The 25,494-nt window shown below is 55.1% G+C and carries 25 protein-coding genes; 18 read left to right on the plus strand and 7 right to left on the minus strand.

The genetic code is table 11. The annotated features are described in order from the left end of the window. The first annotated feature begins 69 nt into the window (after positions 1-69). Positions 70-1,767, plus strand: a complete 1,698-nt coding sequence (locus tag QE270_RS08690; protein ID WP_300038154.1) for a class I adenylate-forming enzyme family protein — start codon at positions 70-72, stop codon at positions 1,765-1,767. Between the two features lie 37 nt (positions 1,768-1,804). Beyond that, positions 1,805-4,564, plus strand: coding sequence for a [protein-PII] uridylyltransferase (locus tag QE270_RS08695; RefSeq protein WP_300038157.1), 2,760 nt, complete (start codon positions 1,805-1,807; stop codon positions 4,562-4,564). A gap of 95 nt (positions 4,565-4,659) precedes the next feature. Here QE270_RS08695 and QE270_RS08700 read toward each other — a convergent pair whose 3' ends face one another. Then, a complete protein-coding gene (locus QE270_RS08700) occupies positions 4,660-5,769 on the minus strand; it encodes an OmpA family protein (RefSeq protein ID WP_300038161.1) in 1,110 nt (369 codons plus the stop codon). Between the two features lie 488 nt (positions 5,770-6,257). On the opposite strand from QE270_RS08700, the gene QE270_RS08705 reads away from it, so the two are divergent. After that, on the plus strand, positions 6,258-6,809 hold the full coding sequence (locus QE270_RS08705) for a pseudouridine synthase (RefSeq protein ID WP_300038164.1): 552 nt from the start codon (positions 6,258-6,260) through the stop codon (positions 6,807-6,809). Here the strand turns inward: QE270_RS08705 and QE270_RS08710 are convergent. Then, complete coding sequence (locus tag QE270_RS08710) at positions 6,806-6,985, minus strand: hypothetical protein (protein WP_300038228.1); 180 nt, start codon at positions 6,983-6,985, stop codon at positions 6,806-6,808. The two genes, QE270_RS08705 and QE270_RS08710, sit on opposite strands and share 4 nt — an antisense overlap. 1 nt (position 6,986) lies before the next feature. Then, on the minus strand, positions 6,987-8,138 hold the full coding sequence (locus tag QE270_RS08715; RefSeq protein ID WP_300038167.1) for a cupin domain-containing protein: 1,152 nt from the start codon (positions 8,136-8,138) through the stop codon (positions 6,987-6,989). Positions 8,139-8,239: 101 nt separating this feature from the next. Here QE270_RS08715 and QE270_RS08720 point away from each other — a divergent pair, with 101 nt between their 5' ends. Together QE270_RS08720 and QE270_RS08725 are read left to right on the plus strand one after the other, a co-directional pair. Further along, complete coding sequence (locus QE270_RS08720; protein WP_300038170.1) at positions 8,240-8,446, plus strand: hypothetical protein; 207 nt, start codon at positions 8,240-8,242, stop codon at positions 8,444-8,446. A gap of 42 nt (positions 8,447-8,488) precedes the next feature. Further along, positions 8,489-9,124 (plus strand): YqaA family protein, encoded by a 636-nt coding sequence (locus QE270_RS08725; RefSeq protein ID WP_300038173.1) that lies wholly within the window; start codon positions 8,489-8,491, stop codon positions 9,122-9,124. Between the two features lie 6 nt (positions 9,125-9,130). On the opposite strand, the gene QE270_RS08730 is transcribed toward QE270_RS08725, so the two are convergent. Both QE270_RS08730 and QE270_RS08735 read right to left on the minus strand, forming a co-directional pair. After that, the gene (locus tag QE270_RS08730; RefSeq protein ID WP_300038176.1) at positions 9,131-9,550 is read right to left on the minus strand and encodes a VOC family protein; all 420 of its coding nucleotides are present in this window, start codon (positions 9,548-9,550) and stop codon (positions 9,131-9,133) included. Beyond that, a complete protein-coding gene (locus QE270_RS08735) occupies positions 9,547-9,825 on the minus strand; it encodes a hypothetical protein (protein WP_300038179.1) in 279 nt (92 codons plus the stop codon). Before QE270_RS08735 ends, QE270_RS08730 begins: the two co-directional genes overlap by 4 nt. 186 nt (positions 9,826-10,011) lie before the next feature. On the opposite strand from QE270_RS08735, the gene lnt reads away from it, so the two are divergent. The 3 genes from lnt to trmB all read left to right on the plus strand — a co-directional run bounded on the left by lnt (position 10,012) and on the right by trmB (position 13,739). Continuing rightward, positions 10,012-11,709, plus strand: coding sequence for an apolipoprotein N-acyltransferase (lnt, locus tag QE270_RS08740; protein ID WP_300038182.1), 1,698 nt, complete (start codon positions 10,012-10,014; stop codon positions 11,707-11,709). A 62-nt stretch (positions 11,710-11,771) separates the two neighbouring features. Beyond that, positions 11,772-12,980 carry a methionine adenosyltransferase gene (gene metK / locus QE270_RS08745; RefSeq protein ID WP_300038185.1) on the plus strand — a complete coding sequence of 403 codons (1,209 nt, stop codon included), beginning with the start codon at positions 11,772-11,774 and terminating at the stop codon, positions 12,978-12,980. 54 nt (positions 12,981-13,034) lie between these two features. Next, on the plus strand, positions 13,035-13,739 hold the full coding sequence (trmB, locus tag QE270_RS08750) for a tRNA (guanosine(46)-N7)-methyltransferase TrmB (RefSeq protein WP_300038188.1): 705 nt from the start codon (positions 13,035-13,037) through the stop codon (positions 13,737-13,739). Between the two features lie 9 nt (positions 13,740-13,748). Here the strand turns inward: trmB and QE270_RS08755 are convergent, their stop codons facing one another. Further along, a complete protein-coding gene (locus QE270_RS08755; RefSeq protein WP_300038191.1) occupies positions 13,749-14,303 on the minus strand; it encodes a hypothetical protein in 555 nt (184 codons plus the stop codon). A 162-nt stretch (positions 14,304-14,465) separates the two neighbouring features. Between QE270_RS08755 and QE270_RS08760 the strand changes: the two genes are divergently transcribed. Continuing rightward, positions 14,466-15,593, plus strand: a complete 1,128-nt coding sequence (locus QE270_RS08760) for a histidine kinase (RefSeq protein WP_300038194.1) — start codon at positions 14,466-14,468, stop codon at positions 15,591-15,593. Further along, complete coding sequence (locus QE270_RS08765; protein WP_300038198.1) at positions 15,590-16,324, plus strand: LytTR family DNA-binding domain-containing protein; 735 nt, start codon at positions 15,590-15,592, stop codon at positions 16,322-16,324. The genes QE270_RS08760 and QE270_RS08765 overlap by 4 nt, the downstream gene beginning before the upstream one ends. A 48-nt stretch (positions 16,325-16,372) precedes the next feature. Here the strand turns inward: QE270_RS08765 and thiS are convergent, their stop codons facing one another. Then, complete coding sequence (gene thiS, locus QE270_RS08770; protein ID WP_300038201.1) at positions 16,373-17,380, minus strand: sulfur carrier protein ThiS; 1,008 nt, start codon at positions 17,378-17,380, stop codon at positions 16,373-16,375. Between the two features lie 87 nt (positions 17,381-17,467). Between thiS and QE270_RS08775 the strand changes: the two genes are divergently transcribed. From QE270_RS08775 to QE270_RS08810, 8 genes are all read left to right on the plus strand, one after another. Then, positions 17,468-17,908 (plus strand): type II 3-dehydroquinate dehydratase, encoded by a 441-nt coding sequence (locus tag QE270_RS08775; RefSeq protein ID WP_300038204.1) that lies wholly within the window; start codon positions 17,468-17,470, stop codon positions 17,906-17,908. A 44-nt stretch (positions 17,909-17,952) separates the two neighbouring features. Continuing rightward, positions 17,953-18,426 (plus strand): acetyl-CoA carboxylase biotin carboxyl carrier protein, encoded by a 474-nt coding sequence (gene accB / locus QE270_RS08780; RefSeq protein WP_300038207.1) that lies wholly within the window; start codon positions 17,953-17,955, stop codon positions 18,424-18,426. Between the two features lie 2 nt (positions 18,427-18,428). After that, the gene (accC, locus tag QE270_RS08785) at positions 18,429-19,778 is read left to right on the plus strand and encodes an acetyl-CoA carboxylase biotin carboxylase subunit (protein ID WP_300038210.1); all 1,350 of its coding nucleotides are present in this window, start codon (positions 18,429-18,431) and stop codon (positions 19,776-19,778) included. Beyond that, positions 19,754-20,467 (plus strand): M15 family metallopeptidase, encoded by a 714-nt coding sequence (locus QE270_RS08790; RefSeq protein ID WP_300038213.1) that lies wholly within the window; start codon positions 19,754-19,756, stop codon positions 20,465-20,467. Before accC ends, QE270_RS08790 begins: the two co-directional genes overlap by 25 nt. Positions 20,468-20,605: 138 nt before the next feature. After that, positions 20,606-21,874 (plus strand): amidohydrolase family protein, encoded by a 1,269-nt coding sequence (locus QE270_RS08795; RefSeq protein WP_300038216.1) that lies wholly within the window; start codon positions 20,606-20,608, stop codon positions 21,872-21,874. Between the two features lie 12 nt (positions 21,875-21,886). Beyond that, a complete protein-coding gene (locus QE270_RS08800) occupies positions 21,887-22,597 on the plus strand; it encodes a 2OG-Fe(II) oxygenase (RefSeq protein ID WP_300038219.1) in 711 nt (236 codons plus the stop codon). A 140-nt stretch (positions 22,598-22,737) separates the two neighbouring features. Continuing rightward, the gene (locus QE270_RS08805) at positions 22,738-24,552 is read left to right on the plus strand and encodes a DUF885 family protein (RefSeq protein ID WP_300038220.1); all 1,815 of its coding nucleotides are present in this window, start codon (positions 22,738-22,740) and stop codon (positions 24,550-24,552) included. A gap of 94 nt (positions 24,553-24,646) precedes the next feature. After that, positions 24,647-25,494, plus strand: an 848-nt coding sequence (locus QE270_RS08810) for an alpha/beta hydrolase fold domain-containing protein (RefSeq protein ID WP_300038223.1), incomplete at its 3' end; no start/stop codon positions are given.

Here is a 25,494-nt window from a genome sequence, read left to right on the forward strand (position 1 = left end):
TCCTTAGGATCTTTTGACATTCCTATAGAGCCAAATAGAAGGTGCACAAAGCGTTTAGGAGAGAATCATATGCCGACCCAATTGGACCTTGCGATCGACGCCACCATCGCGCGCCTGATGGATAATGATGGGCCATTGTCGATCACCTACGCGGAGAAATATGGCGTGCAAATGCCGGCTTTCGCCAAAGCACCCGGAAATATGGCGGACTATCTGGCATTTTTCTGCGCTACCCATGCGGACAAAGAATTTCTGGTCGACGGAGATATCCGGTCAAGTTTCGCAGAAACTTATGGTGCGGCACGCGCATTGGCGGGTGGATTGGTTGAGGGTTACGGGCTCCAAAAAGGGGAACGCGTTGGGATTGCCGCGCGCAACTCGGCCAACTGGATTGTCGCTTATATGGCTATTGTCATGGCAGGCGGTGTTGCAACTTTGCTCAATGGCTGGTGGCAAGGCGGCGAACTTGCCGAAGGCATTCGCATGGTCGGTTGCCGCTTTGTCCTTGCCGATACACAGCGCGCCGCGCGGATGGCGGAACAGGATCTTGGCGGATGTGAATTGTTGATCATAAAGCATGATTCACGTCCATTGGATGGCTTATCCGTTTTGACCGCAAAGGGCGGTGGCGCGGATACCCCACTGCCCGCAATCGACCCGCTGGATAATGCCACAATTTTGTATACGTCCGGTTCTACAGGACAGTCCAAGGGGGCCGTGTCGGACCACCGGGCCGTCGTCCAAGGCGCAATGAGCTATGTCGGGCAAACGCTCGTGTTTTTCGAGCTTTTGTCTTCGACTGGGCAGGCCATGCCCGCGCAACCTTCAGCTCTCGTCAACGTGCCCTTGTTCCACGTCACCGCATCGATACCTTTGGTGCTGCAAAGCTTCGCCATTGGCCGCAAGCTTGTGTTGATGCCAAAATGGGACGCCGAAGAGGCCATGCGCATCATTGAAAAGGAACGGATCAGCTATTTCGTTGGCGTTCCGTTGATGAGCATTGAGCTTGCAACGCATCCGGCAAGGCATAAATATGACTTAACAAGCTGCACTGCCTTTGCAGCGGGCGGCGCACCTCGCCCTGTCGAGCATGTCAAAAAAATTCGTAAGGAAATGAGCTGGGGCTATCCGTTATTGGGCTATGGCCTCACCGAAACCAATGGCGTTGGCTGCGGTAACTTCACGGACAATTACCTTGAAAAGCCTACCAGCACCGGTCCAGCGACAAAACCAATCGTCGAAGTCGAAATGCTTGATGATGATGGTAACATTTTGCCACAGGGTGAGCGCGGTGAAGTCGCCATTCGGACGATTGCCAACTTCAATGGCTATTGGAACAACGAAAGCGCAACGCGTGATGCCTTTACCGCCGATGGATTTTTCCGGACGGGCGACATCGGGTATCTGGACGAGGACGGCTATCTGTTCATCGTGGACCGCAAGAAAGACATCATCATCCGTGGTGGCGAAAATGTCAGCTGCCCCGAAGTTGAAGCTGCGGCTTATGAACATGATTCCATCGTCGAGCTGTCCGTGTTCGGCATTGCTGATGACAGATATGGCGAGGTTCCGGGCATTGTCTACCAGACAAAGGACGGCGTGACGCTGACAGAAGAAGAGCTGAAGGCCTTTTTGGCACCGCGCCTTGCGCCGTTCAAAATTCCTGCGCATTTCTGGCAAGTAGATGAACCATTGCCACGATTGGGCACGCAGAAGATTGACCGGGTAACGCTGCGGCGGGAATATAATGCCAAGATCTCTGCTTGATGCTGACATGGTGCCATTTGGCGACTAAGGTCGCCTGATGGCATCAACAGTGGAACGTATTAGCAAACAGCGCGATATCATCGACCGGAGCGCGCTTGCTGAAAAAATTGAGAGCGTGATGCGTGAAACCGGCGCGCAAGCGCGGCGTTCGCACGTGCTCGAAATTCTGCAATCCGCGCTTGCCGAAGGTCGCGCCGAAATTAAGCGACGCTTGGGCGAACACCCGTCGCAGGGCTATCACGCTTCGGCTGAACAGGCATTCTTGATAGATCAGATTGTTCGGCTCATTTATGATTATGTGACCGTTCACGCATACCCCGCCGCGAACCGTACTGCATCAGAACGGATCGCGGTACTTGCGGTCGGCGGGTACGGCCGCGGCGAAATGGCGCCGTACAGCGACATCGATATCGCCTTTGTTACCCCCTACAAGCGCAGCTCGTGGACGGAGCAAGTAGTGGAGGCGACCCTCTATTTGTTGTGGGATCTCGGCCTGAAAGTTGGCCAGTCGAGCAGATCCTTAGATGAAACCGTGAAAATGGCGCAGGAGGATTTGACCATTCGCACAGCCTTGCTGGAAAGCAGGTTCGTGTGGGGCGACCGCGGGGTGTATGAAGAAGCATCGCTGCGCTTCTGGAAAGAAGTGGTGGGCAATACGGCACCCGATTTTGTCCGGTTGAAAATGGCAGAACGCGATGACCGACACAAGCGCATGGGTGACAGCCGATATGTCGTGGAACCAAATATCAAAGATGGCAAAGGCGGCCTGCGCGATCTGCATACGCTGTATTGGATCGGAAAATACGTCCACAAAGTGCCTACGGCGTCCGAACTTGTGCACGTCGGCCTGCTGAGTGCCGACGAATACAATCGCTTCAGAAAAGCCGAAAATTTCCTGTGGGCCGTAAGATGCCACATGCACAATATAACAGGCCGCGCAGAAGAACGCCTGACGTTTGATTTGCAGCGCGATGTGGCTGAAATAATGCAGTTTGCCGATCGCCCCGGCCGTTCAGCGGTAGAGCGGTTCATGCATTATTATTTCCTGAACGCAAAAACGGTCGGCGACGTCACAGGGTTGTTTCTTGCGCATTTGGACGAGGCCATGGCGCAAAAAGGTCGCCGTTTCATTCCAAGTTTCGTCCGCAAACCACGCAAGCTCAATGGCTTTCAACTGGACAGAGGCCGGCTCGCCTTGCCCGATGACGGATTTTTCATGCGCGACCCGGTGCGCCTCCTCGAAATCTTCCATTTGTCCGACTTGCATGAATTGGAAATCCACCCTTTGGCGATGCGCGCGGCACAAAGGGATGCACGATTGGTAGACAAGGTTGTTCGCCGTGATCCCAGAGCCAACGCCCTGTTCCTGGATGTCCTAACATCGCCGCGCGACCCGGAAACAGTTCTGCGTTGGATGAATGAATCCACTATCTTTGGAAGATTTATTCCCGAATTTCGTAGGGTAGTCGCGCAGATGCAGTTCGACATGTATCACCATTATACAGTCGACGAACATTCCATCCGCGCCATTGGTTTGCTGGCTGATATCAGCCGCGGAAAGTTGAAGCAGGACCATCCATTATCAACAGCCATCGTTCAGCAAATCGTTGGCAAGCGGGTATTGTTTATCGCAACTTTGCTGCACGACATCGCCAAGGGACGTGGCGGCGATCATAGCGTGCTGGGGGCTGAAGTGGCCGACACTTTATGCCCGCGTCTGGGACTTTCGCCAGCCGAAACCGAAACCGTGGCCTGGCTGGTTCGTTTCCATCTATTGATGTCTGCCACTGCGTTTAAACGTGACTTGGCTGACTTTAAGACAATTTTAGACTTTGCCCAAGCCGTTCAATCCCCAGAACGCCTAAAACTTCTGCTCGTGCTCACCGTTGTCGATATCCGCGCGGTTGGGCCAGGTGTATGGAACAGTTGGAAACGGCAATTGCTGTCAGACTTGTATGAAGCCACTGAAGAAGTGCTTCGTTTGGGTCACAAGCAAAGGGGCCGTGGCGAGCGGATCGCATCGAAAAAGGCGCAGCTGGAAGCCTTATTAAAATTGCCCTCGAAAAAATTTGCGGCGTTCGCGAAAAATCTGCCCGACGCCTATTGGATAGCGGAGCCCGATGACATTATCGCGCGGAACGCCTGGCATATACTGAAGAACGCCGGGACAGAGCTTGCGATTGACGCATGTTTCTACCCCGACCGTGGGGCAACGCTGGTCACTGTTTTTGCGGCAGACCATCCGGGTCTTTTCTACCGGATTGCCGGCGCCATACATTTGGCTGGCGGCAACATCATCGATGCCCGTATTCATACCAGTAGCGATGGGATGGCGGTCGATAACTTCCTCATTCAAGACCCGCTGGGGCGTCCCTTTCAAGAGCAAGGGCAGCTAAACCGACTTAAGCGGAGCATTGAGGAAGCTTTGACAAATCGCGCCAAATTGATGATCCAGCTCGAGGCTAAGCCAAAGGCGTTGCGCCGGACGGACGCCTTTAAAATTGCACCATCGGTGTTGATCGACAATCAGGCCTCAAACCGGTTTACCGTGATTGAAGTAAACGCACTCGATCGCCCTGCATTGTTGAATAATCTGGCGCTAGCGCTTTTTGAATCCAAGGTCACATTGCACAGCGCGCATATTGCGACCTATGGCGAACGGGCGGTCGACACATTTTATGTCACCGATTTGTTTGGCGGAAAAATCGAAAACAAGAATAAACTAAAAGCTCTTGAAACGCGCCTTTTGGAAGCTGCGACTGTGAACGCCCGACCCAAAGCAAAGGCCGCCGCGTAAAACCCAGCCTGCTTGTCTGGCATAGCGTCCACATCGCGCAAAAAAAGGCCAGTCTTGCGACCGGCCTTTCTTCTAACATTACGTCAGTTTGGAAATTACATTCCCGAACCTGGACCATAAGTCACTTCAACGCGACGGTTTTGCGGTTCACGCTCACCATCAGCAGTCTGTACCAGAGGTGCAGTTTCACCGAATGCTTCAGCGCTCATTGCGCCGTCTGTAACGCCCTTCGAAGCAAGGTAGCCACGAACGGTATCGTTACGACGCTGCGATAGGCCGACATTATACTTTGCGGTACCCGACTTATCGGCGTGACCAGCAAGCATAACCTTTGCCATGCCGCAGTTCGCATATTGCGCAACAGCATTATCCAAAACCGAAGCCGCATCTGGACGCAGGTTCGATTTATCCCAATCGAAAAATACGATATATGGGCCCAAGTTACAAACCGGCGGTGGTGGTGGCGGTGGCGGTGGCGCCACATAGACTGGTGGTGGCGGTGGAGGAGCCACTTCGACTGGCGCAGGTGCACCACCGAAGTTATAAACCAGGCTGGCCATGATGCTGTGCGAACGCAAGCGTGTATTAGCCGCGCGACCAAGACGATCAACCAGGTTAACGTTGCTCGCATTGAAGAAACGATACTTCAAGCCGGCATCCCAGTTTTTGCTCAATGGCGTGCGAACACCAGCAAGTGCCTGCCATGCGAAACCAGTGTCGGAATCGTCAAGAAATGCTGGAGCTGCCAATACAGTTTGCATGTCAACGCGTGCCACACCGACGCCGCCGCCAACAAAACCCTGAATGCCGTCATCGTCACCGAAATCTAACAATCCATTGGCCATGAAGCTTAATGCACTTGCGTTACCAGTAACGCTGTAGGAACCAGCGGGCTGAAGCGCAGTGGCACTACCGCTTGTGATCTGAGATGTTTGGCTATTGAAGCCTTTTGCATCGGCTTGACGATAGGAGACTTCTGATTCCAGACGGAAACCACCAAAATCATAACCTACAACGCCGCCAACATCAAAACCCTTATTCGTGTCAATCGACGCCGCGTTCTGAAGCGTGCTAATTTCCAAGCTAGGGTCGTCTACAATCATCGCCCCACCATCAACTCCAACATACCACTGATCGTCGCGGGCCAAAGCCGGTGATGCCAGAGCCGCAGAAGCGAGCGCCAAACTTATGGCTAACTTACGCATTAACTTTCCCCTTTTCTATTTTAGGAATGTAAATTTAAGAACTTCAGCCTAAGGTTTTTGTTCCACTTATGCAAGTCGCCATGCATCTATACTGTTGCTAAAATGTCGCCATTATTGTCGATATTTGATATTTTTATCCACTTTCTCCAGCTTGCAAGTTTAGCTTGCGCACATGCCAATAGACCGCAAAAATTTTATAATTGTATCAAGCGTTTCGCGCGCTTCCACGTCAATGAAGGTGCCGCCGGCCGGCGAAGATATGGAGCGGCCACTGATCCATTGACCCACATTATAATGGCTTTGGCGTCCGATAGACCTGTCCCACAATCGCATGCCAGTTTGGTGGGCTGAAAATCTCCAACTGCCCCCGTCCAGATTGCAATCTCCTACACCCTATTAAGAGCCTTCTTATACGCGAAGTTCCCACAGACAAAATGAGTTGGCACAAGATGATATCGCCGCGCGCCCGCTTTGGCTAAGGCGCAATCATGTCCCGCATCATCCTGTTCAACAAACCTTATGGCGTCTTGCCGCAATTCACCGACAAGGGGACCGAAGGGTCGCCGCGCCCGACACTGTCGCAATTTGTCGACGTCCCCGGTGTCTACCCCGCTGGGCGGTTGGATATGGACAGTGAGGGGCTGATGCTGCTGACCGATGATGGCCGGTTGCAGGCGCAGATATCGGACCCGAAGTATAAGATGGCCAAAAGCTATCTGGTTCAGGTCGAGGGCGATGTGGCCGACGATGCGCTGGTGCGGTTGCGGCGCGGGGTTTCGTTGAAGGACGGCCTGACCCTGCCCTGCGAGGCCGAGCGGGTTGCCGACCCGATGCTCTGGCCGCGCGACCCGCCCATCCGTGTGCGGCAATCCATCCCCGATAGCTGGATCGAACTGACCATCCGCGAAGGCCGCAACCGGCAGGTGCGGCGCATGACCGCTGCGGTCGGGCATCCGACGCTTCGGTTGGTGCGGCGCGCGATTGGGGAATGGACGCTCGATGGCCTCGCGCCGGGAACATGGCGAGAGGTTGAAGGCTAAATAGTCACCGGCCGCGCGATGCGCTTGCCCTTGGTCCGGCTCGTCAAATGAAATTGGCCGCAACGGTCGCACGTATAATGGCGCAACGTGATGGTCGCCGCTGCAATCGCCGCAACAGCCTCCGCCTCCGTCGCATAACGCGCTTTCTTCGCGCAGATGCTTAAACGCGTGCGCAGATCATTCCTCGCTTTCGAACGCGACGCAGCCCATGTTGCATAGCTGTGTCAGGAGATCGACGACGGCCGCGTTGGTCGCAAGGTCAACGTCAAGGACAAGGCTATCCTGCGCGCAGAGAATTTTTGCCACAGCCGACGTTTCGCCCACACAGTCAAAACATGCACCATCGGCAAACAGCATCACCGCGTCATCCCCATTGGCGATAAAGACCAAGCGGCTCGCCGGATTGCGCAATAACTGCACCACGTCGTTTATGCTTGCGCGAACATCTTCCGGTTCAACCGGTGTTTCGGGTTGCCAGTCCATATCGGCATATTTGGGCGTGCTGTTGAAGGTTCCGAACCAGCGGGCAAAGCGGGCAGGGTCCGACAGCGACTCGAGCATCATCTGCTGCAACCGCACAAGCGCGTCGGGTAAAATTTCACCGGGGTTGGCTTGGCGTGCCAAATCCGGGTCGCGGTATAATTCATCGTCCGGAATGCCGTCGAGAACGTCATCGACAAAATGCCCCAATAGGTCGCTGCGCGATGGCGCGCGGAAACCGACCGAATAGGTCATGCAATCCGAACCAACGGCAACGCCATTATGCGCAAATCCGGGTGGAACATACAGGATATCACCGGGTTCCAGCACCCATTCGTCGGTCGCCGTAAATTCCGCGAGGAGTTTCAAATCCTCATGCGGCAACAATGGCGTATCGCCATCACATAAAGGCCCGATTTGCCAGCGCCGACGGCCAAGCCCTTGGATCAGGAAAACATCATATTGGTCAAAATGCGGTCCGACCCCGCCTTGGTCAGCGGCGAGGCTCACCATCACATCGTCAATGCGCCAGTTGGGGATGAAGCGGAACGGCGCGATGAGGTCAGCGACGGCGGGTACATGTTGGTCAACCGCTTGCACCAGCAAAGTCCAATGGCTTTCGCCAAGTTCGGACAAGCGCTCTTCGCCCTGTGGCCCCTGCTCCATTTCCCATCCGCCAGCTGGCTGACAAATCAGGCGCGATTCCACCTCTTCCGCACACGCCAATCCAGCCAGCTCGTCAGGCTCAAGCAAGTTTTGCCAATTGGACCACGGGTTACGGATCAGCAGCGGCTTTTTTTGCCAATGCGTGTGCAGGAAATGATCGATATCGAAGTTTTGAAAATCCATAGACCCTCGCTGTGCATAAGCGCGGCAAAATGCAAGCCTTGGTGATGCCCCGCACGGAACATAAGCCGAGGCAGTGGGTTTTTCTGGTCAAGGAGTATCCGATGGCCATCATTCTCGACATTGCTGGAAAACCACTGCATCCGCGCAATAACTCCAAAAAACGGCTGCGTGCGCAGGATTTACGCGACCTGTTGAAGATCCTAATCATTTTATCGCTGATCATTTTGGGGTATTTTGTGTTCGTGCCCGGCCATGACTCAAACCAAAGCCCGCAAGCCCTATCTCAACAAGATCCGCGCGCGGGTTAAAAGCTTGGACAAGCCGGTCCACGCGTCTTATCGCCGGATGCGATGTTGAAGAAATTATATGATTGGATGATGGAAAAGGCAGGGCATGCCCATGCCGAGCGCTGGCTATTCCTTTTCTCTTTCGTCGAAAGTTCCTTCTTTCCCATTCCGCCGCATCCTCTGCTTGGGCTGATGTGCCTTGCGCGTCCGGACAAAGCGTTGCGGTTCGGGGTAGTGTGCACATTGGCATCGGTGATGGGTGGCCTGTTTGGCTATGCCATCGGCTATTTCGCCTATGAGACCATTGGCATTGCGCTGTTAAAGGCGCTTGGCCTGTGGGACAGTTTTCCGGCTGCCGCCTGTTACTTGCGGGAATTTGGTGCCGAGATAATCCTGATAAAGGGCGCGACCCCAATCCCGTTCAAGCTCATCACGCTGACGGCCGGGTTTATCAAGATGGACCTGTTTACCTTCATCTGGGCCAGCGTCCTCAGCCGTGCGTTTCAATTCATGCTGGTTGGTTTCCTGTTCTGGAAATTCGGACGGCCGATTAAAGCGTTCATCGACAAATATCTGGCATGGGTGACGGCTGCGTTTCTTCTCATTGTGGTCGGCGGATTTATCGCATTTACGATGCTTGCAGGCGGCGGCGCTGAAAAAAGTGACGGCTGTTCTCAGGCCTCCAGCATTCAACGTTAGGCCGCGTTAGCGCGCGAACAAAAGCGCGTCGTCGGCAAAGGCCTTAAACTCCAACGCATTGCCGCTTGGGTCATAGAAGAACATCGTTGCTTGCTCGCCCACTTGGCCTTTGAACCGGACATGCGGTGCAATGCCGAATTGGATACCAGCCGCCTGAACGCGCTCTGCCAAGGCCTGCCATTGCGCCATAGTCAGGACGGCGCCAAAATGGGGTACGGGTACATCATGGCCATCGACGGGATTGTGCGTGGCAACGCTGCGCGCGCCAGCATCAAGATGCGCCACAATCTGGTGGCCAAAAAAGTCGAAATCAATCCATTGGTCGGATGACCGGCCTTCGGCACAGCCCATGACCTCGCCATAAAAATGACGGGCTTCGGAAAGATTATGGACGGGAAAGGCCAAATGGAATGGACGAAGGCTCATTTTGATTTCACCGGCTTGGGTAAGGGTTTGTCGATAGTGTCAGTAGCAGCAAGTTCTGCCGACATTTGCAAGGCGCATAAATTGATCCGGGCGGAGTCGCTTGGCCGTTGGAATTCAGCCGCTGCCGCCTCGCCCATCGCCACCGCGACCAACTCACGCGGTTGCCCGCTTTGCGCCGTAATCCGACTGCCCAATATGCCAGCCCATATTTTACCCGATTGGCGAACGTCCGGCGCATCGGATGGGGCAGAGCCAATCCGTTGTTTTTCCGCCAAGGTGGCCAACGCCGCAACACATGCAAGGTCGCTTTATTGCGTCGCGGTCAGGGTGGAAGGGGGCGTTGCGGCAAGCGCCATTGCAAGAAATATCATTTTCCCAAATTAGCAGGCTGTGGCTGAACCGCAAGCTGCGACACTATGTGACTGATTGCATTTGTCACATTGCACAGGCAAAGGCGGGAGGTGCAGAAGATCTCGGACTTGCTTCAAAAATTCCCGCGCTGGGCCGCATTGGGCGCTGGCGCATTGTCCGCTTATGGCTTTGCGCCATGGGGGCTTTGGCCGCTCACGCTGGTGTGTTTTGCCTTGCTCATGCACCTTATTACGAAAGCGCAAAATGCAAAGCGCGCCTTCATGCTTGGATGGCTATTTGGCGTTGGGCATTTCGCCTTTGGCAATCAATGGATTGCCGTAGCCTTCACCTTTCAGGCGGCAATGCCAATTTGGCTTGGCTATATCGCAGTGTTGGGGCTGGCGCTGTATCTTGCGGTCTACCCAGCTTTGGCGACATGTGGGGCGTATTGGATAGGTCGCACCATAACGAACAACTTCCGTAATTCCCGTGCAGGCGGGAGTGACGAGATCAAGGGTACTGCGGACACACTTCCCCTCATATTCGCCTTCGCCGGATTGTGGATTATCACCGAATGGCTGCGCAGTTGGGTTTTCACAGGCTATGTCTGGAACCCGCTCAGCGTCATTACGGTTTCGATGCCATATGTGGCGCAGACAGCCAGCGTGATTGGTACTTACGGCCTGTCAGCTATCGTCATTTTGACTGTAGGTGGTGTCTACCAATTTGCGGCGCTGCGGACACAAGCCGTATCTGGCGAGCGCACCAAAGGCCGGTGGGCAAGCTATACCGTTGGTGGCGTTCTGCTCTGTATACTGGTCGCGACCGCAGTCATCGGGCGCTTTTCCCTTTGGGGCGAAGATGACCGCAGCGCCGCCGCACATGCGCAAGCCGTCACGGTCACGGTAGTCCAGCCCAATATCTCGCAATCTGACAAATATGCTTTGGGCTATGACGCAGTGAACTTTGCCAAGCTGGCGATGAACAGCCGCCCCTTGCCCGACCAAGGCCCGCGCTTAATCCTGTGGCCTGAGGCCGCAATTCCGGACTATCTGGAGGAAGGCTATCCCTATCGTTATTATCAAGGGCAACCCGGCGACAGCGCGGCCGGCAGCCGAGCGCGTCTGACCACACTCATGGGAGATGGCGATGTGCTGGTAACAGGCGCCAACCGCCTTGTAATTGAAAAGGGGCGGCTCGTTGCCGCGCGCAATAGTGCGTCGGCAATGGATGCTTATGGCCAGTTGCTTGGCCATTATGACAAAGCGCATCTTGTCCCTTATGGCGAATATCTGCCGATGCCTTGGCTGCTGCAACGGCTGGGGCTGGCGCGGCTGGTTCCGGGAAGTCTGGATTTCTGGCCTGGCCCGGGTCCACAGACGATGACCGTGTCCGTCAATGATAAGCCAGTCAAAATTGGCCTGCAAATCTGTTATGAAATGGTCTTTTCCGGCGAAGTCGTTGATCGCAAGAACCGGCCGGACTTCATCTTCAACCCATCCAATGACGCTTGGTTCGGAGATGTCGGTCCGCCGCAGCATTTGGCGCAAGCACGGCTGCGCGCGATGGAGGAAGGCTTGCCCGTCGTGCGGGCCACACCAACGGGAATAAGTGCGATCATCGATGCCGATGGCAGGATCGTGAAAAGCCTGCCTTTGGGTATTGATGGTCGCATCGACGCACGATTGCCACGGGCGAAAGCGCCGACATTGTTCGCGCATTTTGGCAACATCATTCCGCTTACCCTAGCCGGGATATTGATTCTATTGGCGTTGTTACCGCTTGCCCGCCGTCGCGGTAAGGGCTAGGGGCACAAAATCGATATAAAGAATTCTTTATACGCAGATACAGCCAATAGACTGGAAAAACCATGCGATCAAACTACCTCTTCACCTCCGAATCCGTGTCCGAAGGACATCCGGACAAGGTTGCGGACCAAATCTCCGACGCTATCGTCGACCTGTTTTTGTCAAAAGACCCCGAAGCGCGCATCGCGTGCGAAACACTGACCACCACGCAGTTGGTTGTGCTCGCTGGCGAAATCCGTTGCAAAGGCGTCTATGAAAATGGCGCATGGGCCGAAGGTGCCAAAGAAGAAATCGAAGCCACTGTCCGCCGCACCGTCAAGGAAATCGGCTATGCGCAAAAGGGCTTCCACTGGGAAACCTTGCGTTTTGAAAATAACCTACACGGCCAGTCCGCACAGATTGCCCAAGGCGTAGACGCCAGTGGCAACAAGGATGAGGGCGCTGGCGACCAAGGCATCATGTTTGGCTATGCATCGACAGAGACGCCTGACCTGATGCCCGCCACGCTGGATTACAGCCACAAGATCCTCGAACGCATGGCCGCTGACCGTCATTCGGGCGCAGCACCGTTTCTGGAGCCGGACGCCAAAAGCCAGGTCACTTTGCGCTACAACAGCGAAGGCAAGCCTGAAGCTGCAACCGCGATTGTCGTCTCCACCCAGCATGCACCGGGATATGACCAAGGCGAAAAAGAGGCGCAGCTGCACAATTATGTGAAGGGCGTCATTGCCGACCTGCTTCCAGCAAGCCTGCTGACCGAAACCGAGTATCACATCAACCCGACCGGCAGCTTTGAAATTGGCGGACCGGATGGCGATGCTGGCCTGACCGGACGCAAGATCATCGTTGATACTTATGGCGGCGCAGCCCCGCATGGCGGCGGCGCGTTTTCGGGCAAGGACCCGACAAAGGTCGACCGCTCGGCTGCCTATATCACGCGCTATCTGGCAAAAAATATTGTCGCCGCCGGCTTTGCCACGCGCTGCACGATTCAGCTTGCCTATGCGATTGGGGTATCGAAGCCATTGTCGCTTTATGTCGATACCCACCGCACTGGTACGGTGGGTGATGACCAGATCGAAGCTGCCATCATGGGTATCGAAAAACTGGGTGGCCTTACCCCCCGCGGTATCCGCACCCATCTTGGCCTGAACAAGCCCATTTACCGCCGGACGGCCGCTTATGGTCATTTCGGTCGTAAGCCGGAAGGCGATTTCTTCCCGTGGGAGCGCACCGATCTCGTCGAAGATTTGAAGGCCGCTTTAGGGTAAGGACCACTTGATTACACTTGCAGCGTGGCGGCTGAAAGTTTAGCCGCCACGCCTATGACTGCGAACAAGACCGGGGACCCAACGACGCTGAACCGCCTATATGGCCGTTCAAAGGGCAAAAAGCTGCGCTCCGAGCACAATGAGTTGGTTGAGAATCTGTTGCCGCAAATCGCGGTTCCAGACGAAGGCCCGCTTGGCAGCATGGATCTGTTCGGCGACGACCGCGTAATGCACTTTGAAATCGGCTTTGGTGGCGGGGAGCATATGGCCTACCGCGCCGACATGCTGCCCGATCATGGCTTTATCGGATGCGAGCCGTTTCTCAACGGCGTTGCCCAAGCTTTATCCCATATCCGCGAGGGCGGACTGCACAATGTCCGCCTGCATATGGGCGATGCCTTGGACATGCTGCGCCGCGTTCCAGATAAGTCATTATCTTTTGTCTATCTGTTGCATCCGGACCCTTGGCCAAAGGCACGGCACGTGAAACGCCGGATGATGAATAATGGGCCATTGGATTTGATCGCGGCGAAATTAAAGCCCGGCGGCGAATTCCGGTTCGGCACGGACCACCCCGTATATGTCCGCCATGCGTTGATGGTCATGCAGCGGCATCGTCAGCAATTCAATTGGCTCGGCAACAATGCGGCCGATTTTCAAAACCGTCCCGGCGGCTGGCCCGAAACCCGTTATGAGGCCAAGGCGCGCCGTCAGGGGCACGAGGTTTGGTATTTCCGCTATCAACGAAAGCCAGCTTAGACCGACTGCTTAAAAAGCGCGGCTACTGCCAGCCTCAACCTTGTCCACCCATTCAGGATAAAAGCTTGGCGGGCGCTTTGACCAACCTGTTGCGGTCACAGCGGCCTCACTGATCGATTGCAGCAATATCTTGCGCTTGCACGGCGGTACGTGGGGCATTGCTGCTGCGGCGCAGAATGCTGCGGGCAACCACGGCCGCGCATCGGCGCCAAGCAACCGCTCGTACAAAAACCGATATGCCGCAAAGCATGCAATCGGTCCCTGCCCCAAATCAAATGCCGACAGCGTTACCAGTTGCGCCAGAAAGGGTTCGGCATCTTGCAGCACAGCCGAATCCGGAACCAACGCCTTGATATCCGGCAAACGTGCGTAAAATAAATATTGGGCATCAATCGACGTAACCTCGACCGCGTCGCGTGACCACAGGGCAATGGCATCCTTGCGATCAAACGCAACATCCAGTGACCGCCGGATATACCGCTGTGTCGCAGCGCTAAAACCCGCAAATTCTTTCATCTCGGCCAATGTTAAGGTGCCCGGACCTTCATGCGTTGCTTTCGTCATGCCGATATCCCTCTCATTCCCAAGAATAACATAATCGCTCCAACATGTTTAGCGAAGGATTAACAACCGATGCAGTGGATAAAGATTCGACCAAATTAACGAGGCATTCGACGAGAGACGCAGCACGTGGTGCAACTGGCGTAAAATCGGCTATAGCAAGACATGGATAAATCCACGCCCCGCAATGCACTTATCGGCCATCAGATGGCCCTGCTGACCATCATTGGGTTCTGGGCGTTTTACGCGCTCATATTGTCACTGCGCGCGGCCCTGCTCGATTTTCCGGCGCAGGCCGTGCTGTTCGAACGCCGCTTGATGGTGGGGTTAGTGGGTGTGCTCGTGACGTGGATATTGTATTTCGGTCTACGGAATGCAGACCGCCGGTCGCTCAGTTCTCGCGTGAGCGTGGCATTTATCGGTGCAATCCCGTGCGCTATAGTCTTGGCATCTGCCAATTTTTATATTTTCAATCTGTACGACCCCATTAGCCTTTTTAAAGACCCAAGCGTCGGGCGGTCGGTTGAGGATTTGAAGGTGCAGCTGGGGCTGTCCTTCTGGCAAGAAATTGCCGACATTTCGGTCACCCATTACTTCTTCCTGATCGCGTGGAGCTCTCTGTACGTCGCCATTGGCTATGCGCGCGAAGTTCGGGAGGCCGAGCGCAAAACCTCTCGATTTGCGCAAGCGGCGCAGAATGCCGAACTGCGTTCGCTGCGCTATCAGGTCAATCCCCACTTTCTGTTCAACACACTGAATTCGCTTTCAAGCCTTGTCCTTACCGGAAAACCCAAAGAGGCCGAGGCGATGATCCAGAATCTGTCCAATTTCTATCGGACAAGCCTGTCATCTGATCCGCTTGAGGATGTTACACTTGCCGAAGAGGTCGAACTTCAAAGGCTGTATCTGGAAATCGAAAGCGTGCGTTATCCCAAACGGCTGCGCGTCAAAATCAATATCCCCGATGCGTTAATGGGTCAGCATGTGCCTGCCTTAATCCTGCAACCCCTTGTCGAGAATGCCATCAAATATGGGGTCTCGCGCACCACACGTCCGGTTGAAATCATCATCAACGCCAAAAGCGAAGGTGATGTCCTTGTGCTGTGTGTCGTTGACGATGGCGAGGTAATGGATGCCGATCATGTCGGCGGCAGCGGCATTGGCCTTGCCAATGTGCGTGACCGATTGGAGGCCCGCTATAGATCAGCAGCGCGCCTCGATACAAAACTGTTGGATGGTGGCGGATTTATCGCGATGCTCACTTTGCCTTTAAGCCATAGGATAGCGGCATGAAACGCTTGCGGGCGTTGATCGTTGATGACGAACCACTTGCCGTCGAGCGCCTTAGAACCTTAAGCGCAGACCATCCCGTTATCGACATTGTCGGCACCGCAGGTGACGGCATCGAAGCGCTCCAGATCGCAGAGCAATTGACGCCCGACCTCATCTTTCTGGATATAGGCATGCCGAAAATGGACGGCATCAACGCTGCGCGCGCCTTGGGATTAATACACAAAAAGCCAGCGATCATTCTGATCACGGCGTACGACAATTTTGCGGTCGAAGCCTTCGACTTGGACGTTGTCGACTATGTGTTGAAACCCGTATCGAGCGAACGGCTTGGCCGCGCTATAGCCCGCGCGTGCGGCACCCATGACGCCGAGGCACTACCGTCTTCAAAAACCGACGGCAGATATGCACATGAATTCTGGGTATCGCATCGCGCTGAGCTTATCCGCATTGCCGCGATGGACATTGAACGGATTGAAGCAGAGCGGGATTACATGCGGCTGCATACGGCAGGACGCAGCTATCTGCTGCACCAAACCATTTCAACGCTTGAGAAGCGTTTGGACCCGGAACAATTTCAGCGCATCCACCGCAGCCATATTGTGCGCCGGGACCTGATTATCGGGCTGCGCCATGAAGGTGGCGGCGTCTGGCACGCGATATTGGGTGAAGACCATGCGATGCGCATCGGGCGCAAATATCTGGCGGACGTTAAACGCCTTGCTGGTAAATGATAGGCTGCGGCAAAAGCTTAGGCCATTTCCTCGATATATCGAGGAAGTTTAGATTAAGCCAGCAAGCGGACTGGAGGGGTCCGCATACATGCGCCGACCCATTCTGCCCGACAGATAGGCCATGCGGCCGGACTGAACCGCAAGCTTCATCGCGGTTGCCATGGCAATGGGGTTCTTGGCCTCGGCAATGGCGGTGTTCATGAGCACACCATCGCAGCCCAACTCCATCGCCACTGCGGCATCAGATGCAGTGCCGACGCCTGCGTCCACCAAAACGGGAACCTTAGCGCCTTCGACAATCAAGCGGATGGTAACGCGGTTTTGAATGCCAAGACCCGAACCAATCGGCGCGCCCAATGGCATCACCGCGACTGCACCTGCGTCCTCCAATTGCTTGGCCGCTATCGGATCATCGACGCAATAGACCATAGGCAAGAAGCCTTCCTTAGCCAGGACCTCAGTCGCCTTTAATGTTTCGCGCATATCGGGGTATAGCGTCTTGGCCTCGCCAAGCACTTCAAGCTTTACAAGATCCCAACCACCAGCTTCGCGCGCCAAACGCAATGTACGGATCGCGTCGTCCGCGGTGAAGCAACCAGCGGTATTGGGCAAATAGGTGTATTTTTTAGGGTCAATAAAATCCGTCAGCATCGGCGCCTTGGGGTCCGACACATTGACGCGCCGGACAGCAACCGTGATTATCTCTGCACCCGATGCCACAAGCGCAGCAGCATTTTGTTCAAAATCCTTATATTTGCCCGTCCCCACAATCAGCCGCGAATGAAACGTGCGTCCCGCCACGGTCCAGCTATCGTTAGGGGTATTGTCTTGCCCGCCGCCAACAAAATGGACGATCTCCAACCTGTCGCCATCCGCCAAGACAACGTCTTCCAGCGTCGAACGCGAGACGATTTCAAGGTTGCGCTCCACGGCCACTTTGCTCGGATCAAGGCCAATGTCGCGGACAAGGTCGGCAACAGTGGCAGACTTACGAAAGCGGCGCAGATCGCCATTCAGCGTCAGGGAGATAGAATCGTTTGCTAGGGAAGAGGTCATTTCATCTCGCTATTTTTGTCGAGGGGCATATAGTGCTTCCCAGACGCGGTGTGCAACCGCTGCTTTGATAATATTGGGGGACGTATTTTGGCTGACCAGCCAACAATCTTTGTTCTGAATGGACCAAATCTCAATTTGCTTGGTACACGCGAACCTGAAATTTACGGCACAGACACCCTTGATGATATCGCGGGCCGATTGGATGACCGTGCGCGCGCCGCGGGTGCCTCTATCGATTTTCGGCAGTCCAACCATGAAGGCCATTTGATTGACTGGCTGCATGAGGCGCAAGCCGTTGGCGCGAAGGCCGTGTTATTGAACGCTGCTGGCTTTACCCACACGTCAGTCGCAATCTTGGACGCGATCAAGGCGATTACCGTGCCGGTATTCGAAGTGCATTTATCCGATCCCCACAAAAGGGAATCTTTCCGGCATTTGAGCTATGTTGGCATGGCCGCTAAGGCGGTCTTTGCGGGACATGGCGCAAAGTCGTACGAACTGGCGCTGGACGTAGCGTTACAACTTTGACATTAGGCGCTGCAATATAATTTTAGCGTCCCAAGGAGTACTACATGGCGGCGAAGATAGGAACTACTGGCAGCATGCAAGTCGACACGGACCTTGTCCGCGAATTGGCGGCGATGCTGAACGACGCTGGGCTTAGCGAAATTGAGGTTGCGGACGGCGAACGCAAAATTCGCGTGTCGCGCACGATGACTGCGGTGGCGGCACCTTTGGCGGCGGCGCCCGTTGCGGCACCAGCAGCGATACCGGCCGCGGCCGTTGCTGCACCAAGCGCCCCTGCTATCTCTGCCAATGCCATGAAGTCCCCGATGGTCGGTACGGTATATCTCACGCCTGACCCCGAAGCGGCACCTTTTGTGAGCATTGGTCAGCAAGTGAAAGCTGGCGACACTGTCCTGATTATCGAAGCGATGAAGGTCATGAACCCGATTGTTGCCGCCAGTTCAGGGACAGTCACCGAAATTTATGTCGAAAGCGGGCAGCCAGTCGAATTTGACCAGCCATTGTTGGCGATTGCGTAAACATGGCCATTGAGAAAATCCTTATCGCCAACCGCGGCGAGATCGCGCTGCGTATTCACCGCGCTGCGCATGAAATGGGGATCAAGACGGTTGCCGTCCATTCAACGGCCGACGCAGACGCCATGCATGTGCGGCTTGCCGATGAAGCAATTTGCATCGGGCCGCCATCGGCGACTGACAGCTACCTAAACATTCCAGCGATTATTTCCGCGGCCGAAATCAGCCATGCCGACGCCATTCACCCCGGCTATGGTTTCTTGTCAGAAAACGCCCAGTTTGCCGAAATCGTTGAAAGCCATAATATCACATGGATCGGCCCGAAGCCCGAGCATATCCGGACCATGGGAGACAAGGTCGAAGCCAAGCGTTCGGCAGGTGCATTGGGTCTTCCGCTTGTGCCCGGCTCCGACGGCGCGATTGAGGATGTGGATGAGGCCAAGGCGATCGCACGCGACATCGGCTATCCTGTAATCATCAAAGCTGCGTCAGGCGGCGGCGGCCGCGGTATGAAGGTCGTGAACAGCGAAGAAGAGCTTGAGACCCAAATGCAGCAAGCTGGGTCCGAAGCGAAAGCGGCGTTCGGTGATGCGACCGTGTATCTCGAAAAATATCTCGGCAACCCGCGCCATATCGAATTTCAGATTTTCGGCGACGGCAACGGCAATGCGGTGCATTTGGGTGAACGCGATTGCTCGCTGCAGCGGCGGCATCAAAAGGTCCTCGAAGAAGCTCCTTCACCTGTACTTGCAACTGCCGAGCGCGACCGCATGGGGAATATCTGCGCCAAGGCAATGGCCGACATGGGCTATCGCGGCGCGGGCACTATCGAGTTCCTCTGGGAAGATGGTGAATTCTATTTCATCGAAATGAACACACGTTTGCAGGTCGAACATCCTGTCACCGAAATGATCACTGGTATCGATTTGGTACGCGAACAAATCCGCGTCGCTGAGGGCAAACCGCTTTCGTTTAAGCAAGAAGACGTAACCTTCACGGGCCATGCGGTTGAATGCCGGATCAACGCCGAAGACCCGCGCACGTTCATGCCCTCACCTGGAACCGTTACCTGGTATCACCCGCCCGGCGGCCTGTATGTGCGCGTCGATAGCGGCCTGTATCATGGCTATAAAGTCCCGCCTTATTATGACAGCATGATCGCAAAGCTAATTGTTTATGGCCAGACACGTGAAGGCTGCCTGATGCGCTTACGCCGTGCGCTTGGCGAGTTTGTGATTGAGGGTATGAAGACCACCATTCCCTTGCATCAACGCCTGTTGGAAGAGCCCGATTTCCAGAATGGCGATTACACCATCAAATGGCTTGAAGAATGGCTCGCGAAGGACACGGCATAACCTTCTCGCGCCGTGAGGTGGCGTTTGGGCTGGCGGCCCTGCCACTGGTCGGCTGCGCGGCGGTTGGTCCCGACAGCGATGTGGCGTTCATTCCAGCGGACAAAGCCGCAGCGCTTAAACCTGATGACCCCAAAAGGTTGTTAGAGCTCATAAAGCTCGATCCGGCGATCCGGCTCGATATGCGGTATGCGACCGCCAACAATTTTACCGGCGGAGTGTTGTATGACGAAGCCCGCGCGTTTTTGGCCGCACCTGCCGCGCACGCCGTCGCGCGCGCCAGCAAAGCCGCGCAAGCCGATGGTTTCGGGCTAACAATTTACGATGCCTATCGCCCGTGGCGCATTACCAAAAAACTGTGGGAGGCCACGCCCGTTGGTCCCAAGAAAGAATATGTCGCGAACCCCAAAAGAGGGTCCAAACACAATCGCGGTTGTGCCGTCGACTTGACCTTGCATGACTTGCGCAACGGGCAACTTGTCGAAATGCCAACCGAGTTTGACGATTTTTCGGAAAAAGCGCATCGTGATTATATGGGCGCATCTGCCACAGCCATTTCGAACCGTGCCCGTTTGGCGCGCTATTTGGAGGCGGAGGGTTTTGTAGGTTTATCCAATGAGTGGTGGCATTTTGATTTTACCGGATGGGAGCAATTTCCGGTCATGGATATCCCGTTTAACCAGATCCCCTAAAACCCACCGTCATCGAAACGCATTATCGTAGCAGTTTATCGTGGGTCGCGGCACTGGATTAATCAATCCAGCCTTTTTTCCTTGTAACATCGTGACAACCTGACCAATCTCCGTTTCATAAAAATGGGAGAGGTTTTGATGTTACGGTATCTATTGCTCGCAGGCGCAGCGGCCTTGGTTTCAGCGCCCACTATGGCAGCGACTCAAGCCATCATCGTCGGCAACCTCATTCCCGATGCTGCAACCGGCCCCACGGGTCCAGCCGTCATCCTAGTTGAAGATGGGCGTATCAAAGACATTGCGAAAGGCACAAAAAATCCGTTTCAAGCGGATACGGTTGTCGACTTATCTACCAAGACATTGGTCCCTGGCCTTATTGATTTACACGTCCATTTGACCGGCGACCCGGGCGATGATTTCCGTGATGAAGCGGTTAATCCCGACGAATGGGGTGTTGTCATGGGCGTTAAGAACGCGGCACTAACGGTCAAGGCTGGCTTCACTACGGTCCGCGAGGCTGGCTCTGCGCAAAATACGGCTTTTGTCTTGCGCCGTGGTACTGCGGAGGGACGGATCATTGGACCACGGATCATCGCCGCCGGACCGGCTTTGTCCATTGTCGGCGGGCATGGCGATGTTACCGGGTTCCGCACAGATGTGCTTACTGCGCTAGCTTCGGGATATACCTGCACCGGCCCAGTCGAATGCGCAGAAAAGGTGCGCAAATCCTCTAAATCCGGGGCAGACGTTATCAAAATTACCGCCACGGGCGGCGTATTGTCGCAACAAGGTAGAGGATTGGAAGCGCATTTCACGAATGAAGAAATGGTCTCCATTACCAACACTGCCCACTCGCTTGGGCTAAAGGTTATGGCGCATGCCCATGGCGCGCGCGGCATTGAGGCAGCGGCCGCAGCGGGGATCGACTCCATCGAACATGGTACCTTTGCCGATGAAGCCGCGTTGAAGGTTATGAAGGCAAAAGGTACGGCTTTGGTGCCGACCCTGATGGCATTAGAAGGCGTGCGCGCACGCCTTGGCAAGGGCATCTATACCCCCACTGTCGAAGTAAAGGCGAAGCAAGCGCTTGAAGCGGCAGGGCGGCAGGTCACACGCGCCAAGGCCATGGGTGTAGCTATCGCCTTTGGAACCGACGCCGGTGTGTTCGAACATGGCAGCAATGGCGGCGAATTTGCCTTGTTAGTGAAAGCGGGAATGACCCCAACGGAGGCGCTTGCCAGTGCGACCACAGTAGCCGCAAAAACGCTTGGAATGGAAAATGAAATCGGCCGGATCGCGGTTGGTTATTCTGCCGATATGGTTGCCGTCGAAGAAAATCCGCTGACCAACGTTCGCACCCTAGAAAAGGCGGATTGGGTCATGGTAAGAGGACGGATTGTTCCATGATTCGGTGACCTCATGCAAGCTGATACAACCGCCCCAAAGTTTGATCCCAACAACGATCCTGCAAAGCTTGCGCGCATTGGCACGCATGTCACAAGCCGTTTGGGTGCCAATCCGCTTGTGCAGCAGGTCGACCATGCAGAGGCGCAGCTCTATCTGTATCAGGGGTTTCTGAGTGCGGCCGATTGCAAAACTATGATTGCAAAAATAGACGCCGATGCTGTGCCGTCGACATTGTACAAGGGCACTGAGCAGGAAGGCTTTCGCACAAGCTATAGCTGCCATCTCAACCGGTGGGACGCGTTCATCGCTAAGGTCGAGGCACGGATGAGCGATGTTCTGGGCATCGATAACACCTATGCCGAAACGATGCAGGGGCAACGCTATCAGGTCGGGCAAGAGTTTAAGGCGCATCACGATTTCTTCCACCCTACGCAAGACTATTGGGCACATGAAGGTCGGTCCGGTGGGCAACGCAGCTGGACAGCGATGATCTTCCTTGACGAACCCGAGGAAGGCGGCACAACGGAATTTCCGCACCTTGGCCTTGGCGTTCGGCCGCAGGCGGGGACGATGCTGATATGGAACAATGTGAAGCCTGACGGGACGCTCAACTACAAGACATTGCACACAGGCACGCCCGTCGTGCGTGGGGTGAAGCACGTTATTACCAAATGGTACCGACAAAATAACTGGCTAGAAATTAACACGCCCAAGCCTTCATAATACGCACAGCGCATCGCCCGCCTCATGGTGTTTGTCGTCTGTCGAAACCCGTTTGCGCCCGCTAGGTCCAAGGAGGACACGCAGGCTCGAGAACACACTGCATCATGTTGATGCCCTGTATAAATTCTGGAGAGTATTACATGAAACCAGCTGCACGCATTCTTCTTGCGAGCGTGGCCTTGCTCACGCCTTTTGGTGCAACGGTCGTTCATGCGCAGGCCACAGAGACGGCGCAGACTGCGGCCACAGAAAGCCAGAGACTGGCCGCATTATTTGCCGCCGATGACGAAGCAAGCCTGACGCGCAACCCGCTCAACGCCCTTTTCCGAGGCGACATGCGCTATGCTGATCGCTTTGGCGATTACATCTCCGATGCTTATTATGCCAATGAACGCAAAGCTGCCGAAACCAATTTGGAGGCCCTGAAAAGCATTGACCGTGACCAGCTGAACGCCACCGACAAAATCGCCTATGACGTGTTCAAGCAAAACCAGACCGATGCGCTCAAAGGCTTGTCCAGAGAAATTATGGACCTGACCGTTGTCCGTCCGCTCAATCACTTTTTTGGCTTTCACACATTCTACCCGACCTTTGCCAGCGGGCAGGGTGCTGCGCCGTTCAAGACAGTGCTGGATTATGACAACAACCTGAAACGGCATAAGGAGTTTATCATACTCATGGATCGGTCGATTGACCGTTTCCGTCAGGGCATGGCGACCGGCGTGTTCGAAACGAAGATGACGATCACCAACGTCGTCGATCAATTGAATACGCAGCTTGCGCAAAAGACCGAAGAATCGCCCTATTATGGTCCAGTCCTGAAATTCCCCGAAGGTTTCAGCGATGCCGACAAGACGCGGCTCACGTCCGAATATCGCGACATCGTCGAAAACGGCCTCTACCCCGCCAATTCCCGCCTGCGCGATTTTCTGCGCGACAGCTATTTGCCCTTGGCGCGCGAACAGGTCGGCCTTTCGGCGATGAAGGGCGGCGAAGGCCTGTATCAATATATGATCGAGCAAACGACGACCTTGCCATTGAAGGCCGACGACATCCACAATCTCGGCCTGTCCGAAGTTGCGCGAATCACATCGGGGATGGAGGCGATCCGCAAGGAAGTCTGGTTCAAAGGCACGTTGCCCGAATTTTTTGACCATTTGCGTTCGGATCCCAAGTTCAAACTCGCCAGCCGTGATGCCTTGACGCAAGGCTATTACGATATCGGCAAAAAGGTTGATGCGGCCATTTCAACGCAGTTCAAATATCTGCCAAAGGCACCGCTTGAGATTAAACCCTATGAAGAATTCCGCGAAAAATATGAAGCGGGCGGCAGCTATCAGCAAGGCACGCCGGACGGTTCGCGGCCTGGGACTTTTTACTTCAACGCCTATGACCTTCCAAGCCGCACCACGCCGGGCATGACCACCCTGTATTTGCATGAAGGCGCGCCCGGGCATCATTTCCAGATCAGCATCGCGCAGGAAAATGAGAAGCTGCCTGCTTTCATGCGTTTCGGCGGAAACACAGCCTATGTCGAAGGCTGGGCGCTTTATTCTGAAACCTTGGGTTATGAGATGGGGCTGTTTAAGGACCCCTATCAGCGCTTCGGGACATTGTCGGACGAGATGCTGCGGGCCATGCGCCTTGTGGTTGACACTGGTATTCACAGCAAGGGATGGACCCGCGAACAGGCCATCGAATATATGCTCGCCAACAGCGATATGGGTAAAACCGACGCCACGGCCGAAGTTGAGCGGTATATCGCCATTCCATCGCAAGCATTGGCCTATAAAATCGGCGCGCTCACGATTATGCGCCTGAAGGACAAAGCGAAGAAGGAACTGGGCAGCAAATTCGATGTCCGCGAATTCCATAACCAAGTTCTGAATACAGGGGCATTGCCGCTTACCGTTTTGGAAAAGAAGATCGACGACTGGATCGCAGCGTCAAAGTAGGTCTCCCGCTTCCCGGTGAGATCGCTTGCCGGGAAGCGAACGACTTGATTGGTTCAACGCGTTGATATAGCGCCCGGTTAAGGGGAGTATATTTATGCCGAGTTTTGCCGCCAGCTTCGTTGGATTTATGTTGCGCACCACAGGCCATTATCGCCGGATGTTTACAGGCGGGCCGCAATTTCAGAAAAACATTTCTAAGGTCCGTTCGGGCCCGCAGCCGTCGCCAGCTGTAAAGGCCGGTCTCGACGTGCGGCAAAGCACGTTTCAGGGCCGCCCTGTCTGGCATATAGCGCCTAAGGACCGCGCGCCAAGCGCCCATGTCCTGTTCTGGCATGGCGGCGGATATGTGTATCCTGCAACCTCCGTCCATTGGAAATTTCTGTCCCGCATGGCGTCGCAATATGGCTGGTCGGTAACCGCGCCGCTTTATCCCCTCGCGCCCGAAAATGCCGCCGCGCATATTACATCTTGGGCCAATGATTATTACGCCGCTTACAGGGATGAGATCGGCCATAAGCCTTTTGTCATGGGTGGGGATTCCGCGGGCGGCGGCCTGACCGCAGCATTGGCGCAAATGGCACGCGATGCGGCGCAGCCCTTGCCTGCTGCCCTGTTGCTCATTTGCCCTTGGCTCAATTTGGACCCAGCCCATCCCGATCAGTTGAAAACGGAACCGCGCGACGGGATATTGACCATCAGCGGCATTTCCGAAGGCGGCACGCTGTACGCCGGCGACTTGCCGCGCACGGACCCACGGTGCAGCCCGATCTTTGGCAATTGGGATGGCTTACCCTCCATTTTGGCCTTTGCCGGCGGCGATGATATCTTGGTAACAGACTCGCGCGCGCTAAAAGCCAAGCTGCCTTCGGTGGAGGTTACGGAGCTTTCGGGCATGATGCACGACTGGCCGATCTTTAGCTTCAGCGAGTCGCGCAAGGCCCA

Origin of the sequence: Sphingorhabdus sp., assembly GCF_029865925.1 — a bacterium.
In the GTDB taxonomy this organism is placed as follows: Bacteria; Pseudomonadota; Alphaproteobacteria; order Sphingomonadales; family Sphingomonadaceae; genus Sphingorhabdus_B.

What these genes read in the sequence shown, in the direction of transcription:
- QE270_RS08695 (WP_300038157.1), top strand. Translation starts at nt 1,805, where the DNA reads ATGGCATCAACAGTGGAACGTATTAGCAAACAGCGCGATATCATCGAC.
- QE270_RS08760 (WP_300038194.1), top strand. Translation starts at nt 14,466, where the DNA reads ATGGATAAATCCACGCCCCGCAATGCACTTATCGGCCATCAGATGGCC.
- QE270_RS08705 (WP_300038164.1), top strand. Translation starts at nt 6,258, where the DNA reads ATGTCCCGCATCATCCTGTTCAACAAACCTTATGGCGTCTTGCCGCAA.
- QE270_RS08690 (WP_300038154.1), top strand. Translation starts at nt 70, where the DNA reads ATGCCGACCCAATTGGACCTTGCGATCGACGCCACCATCGCGCGCCTG.
- QE270_RS08805 (WP_300038220.1), top strand. Translation starts at nt 22,738, where the DNA reads ATGAAACCAGCTGCACGCATTCTTCTTGCGAGCGTGGCCTTGCTCACG.
- QE270_RS08730 (WP_300038176.1), bottom strand. Translation starts at nt 9,550, where the DNA reads ATGAGCCTTCGTCCATTCCATTTGGCCTTTCCCGTCCATAATCTTTCC.
- QE270_RS08700 (WP_300038161.1), bottom strand. Translation starts at nt 5,769, where the DNA reads ATGCGTAAGTTAGCCATAAGTTTGGCGCTCGCTTCTGCGGCTCTGGCA.
- QE270_RS08720 (WP_300038170.1), top strand. Translation starts at nt 8,240, where the DNA reads ATGGCCATCATTCTCGACATTGCTGGAAAACCACTGCATCCGCGCAAT.
- thiS (WP_300038201.1), bottom strand. Translation starts at nt 17,380, where the DNA reads ATGACCTCTTCCCTAGCAAACGATTCTATCTCCCTGACGCTGAATGGC.
- QE270_RS08725 (WP_300038173.1), top strand. Translation starts at nt 8,489, where the DNA reads ATGTTGAAGAAATTATATGATTGGATGATGGAAAAGGCAGGGCATGCC.
- QE270_RS08755 (WP_300038191.1), bottom strand. Translation starts at nt 14,303, where the DNA reads ATGACGAAAGCAACGCATGAAGGTCCGGGCACCTTAACATTGGCCGAG.
- metK (WP_300038185.1), top strand. Translation starts at nt 11,772, where the DNA reads ATGCGATCAAACTACCTCTTCACCTCCGAATCCGTGTCCGAAGGACAT.
- QE270_RS08765 (WP_300038198.1), top strand. Translation starts at nt 15,590, where the DNA reads ATGAAACGCTTGCGGGCGTTGATCGTTGATGACGAACCACTTGCCGTC.
- accB (WP_300038207.1), top strand. Translation starts at nt 17,953, where the DNA reads ATGGCGGCGAAGATAGGAACTACTGGCAGCATGCAAGTCGACACGGAC.
- trmB (WP_300038188.1), top strand. Translation starts at nt 13,035, where the DNA reads ATGACTGCGAACAAGACCGGGGACCCAACGACGCTGAACCGCCTATAT.
- accC (WP_300038210.1), top strand. Translation starts at nt 18,429, where the DNA reads ATGGCCATTGAGAAAATCCTTATCGCCAACCGCGGCGAGATCGCGCTG.
- QE270_RS08795 (WP_300038216.1), top strand. Translation starts at nt 20,606, where the DNA reads ATGTTACGGTATCTATTGCTCGCAGGCGCAGCGGCCTTGGTTTCAGCG.
- QE270_RS08790 (WP_300038213.1), top strand. Translation starts at nt 19,754, where the DNA reads ATGGCTCGCGAAGGACACGGCATAACCTTCTCGCGCCGTGAGGTGGCG.
- QE270_RS08715 (WP_300038167.1), bottom strand. Translation starts at nt 8,138, where the DNA reads ATGGATTTTCAAAACTTCGATATCGATCATTTCCTGCACACGCATTGG.
- QE270_RS08800 (WP_300038219.1), top strand. Translation starts at nt 21,887, where the DNA reads ATGCAAGCTGATACAACCGCCCCAAAGTTTGATCCCAACAACGATCCT.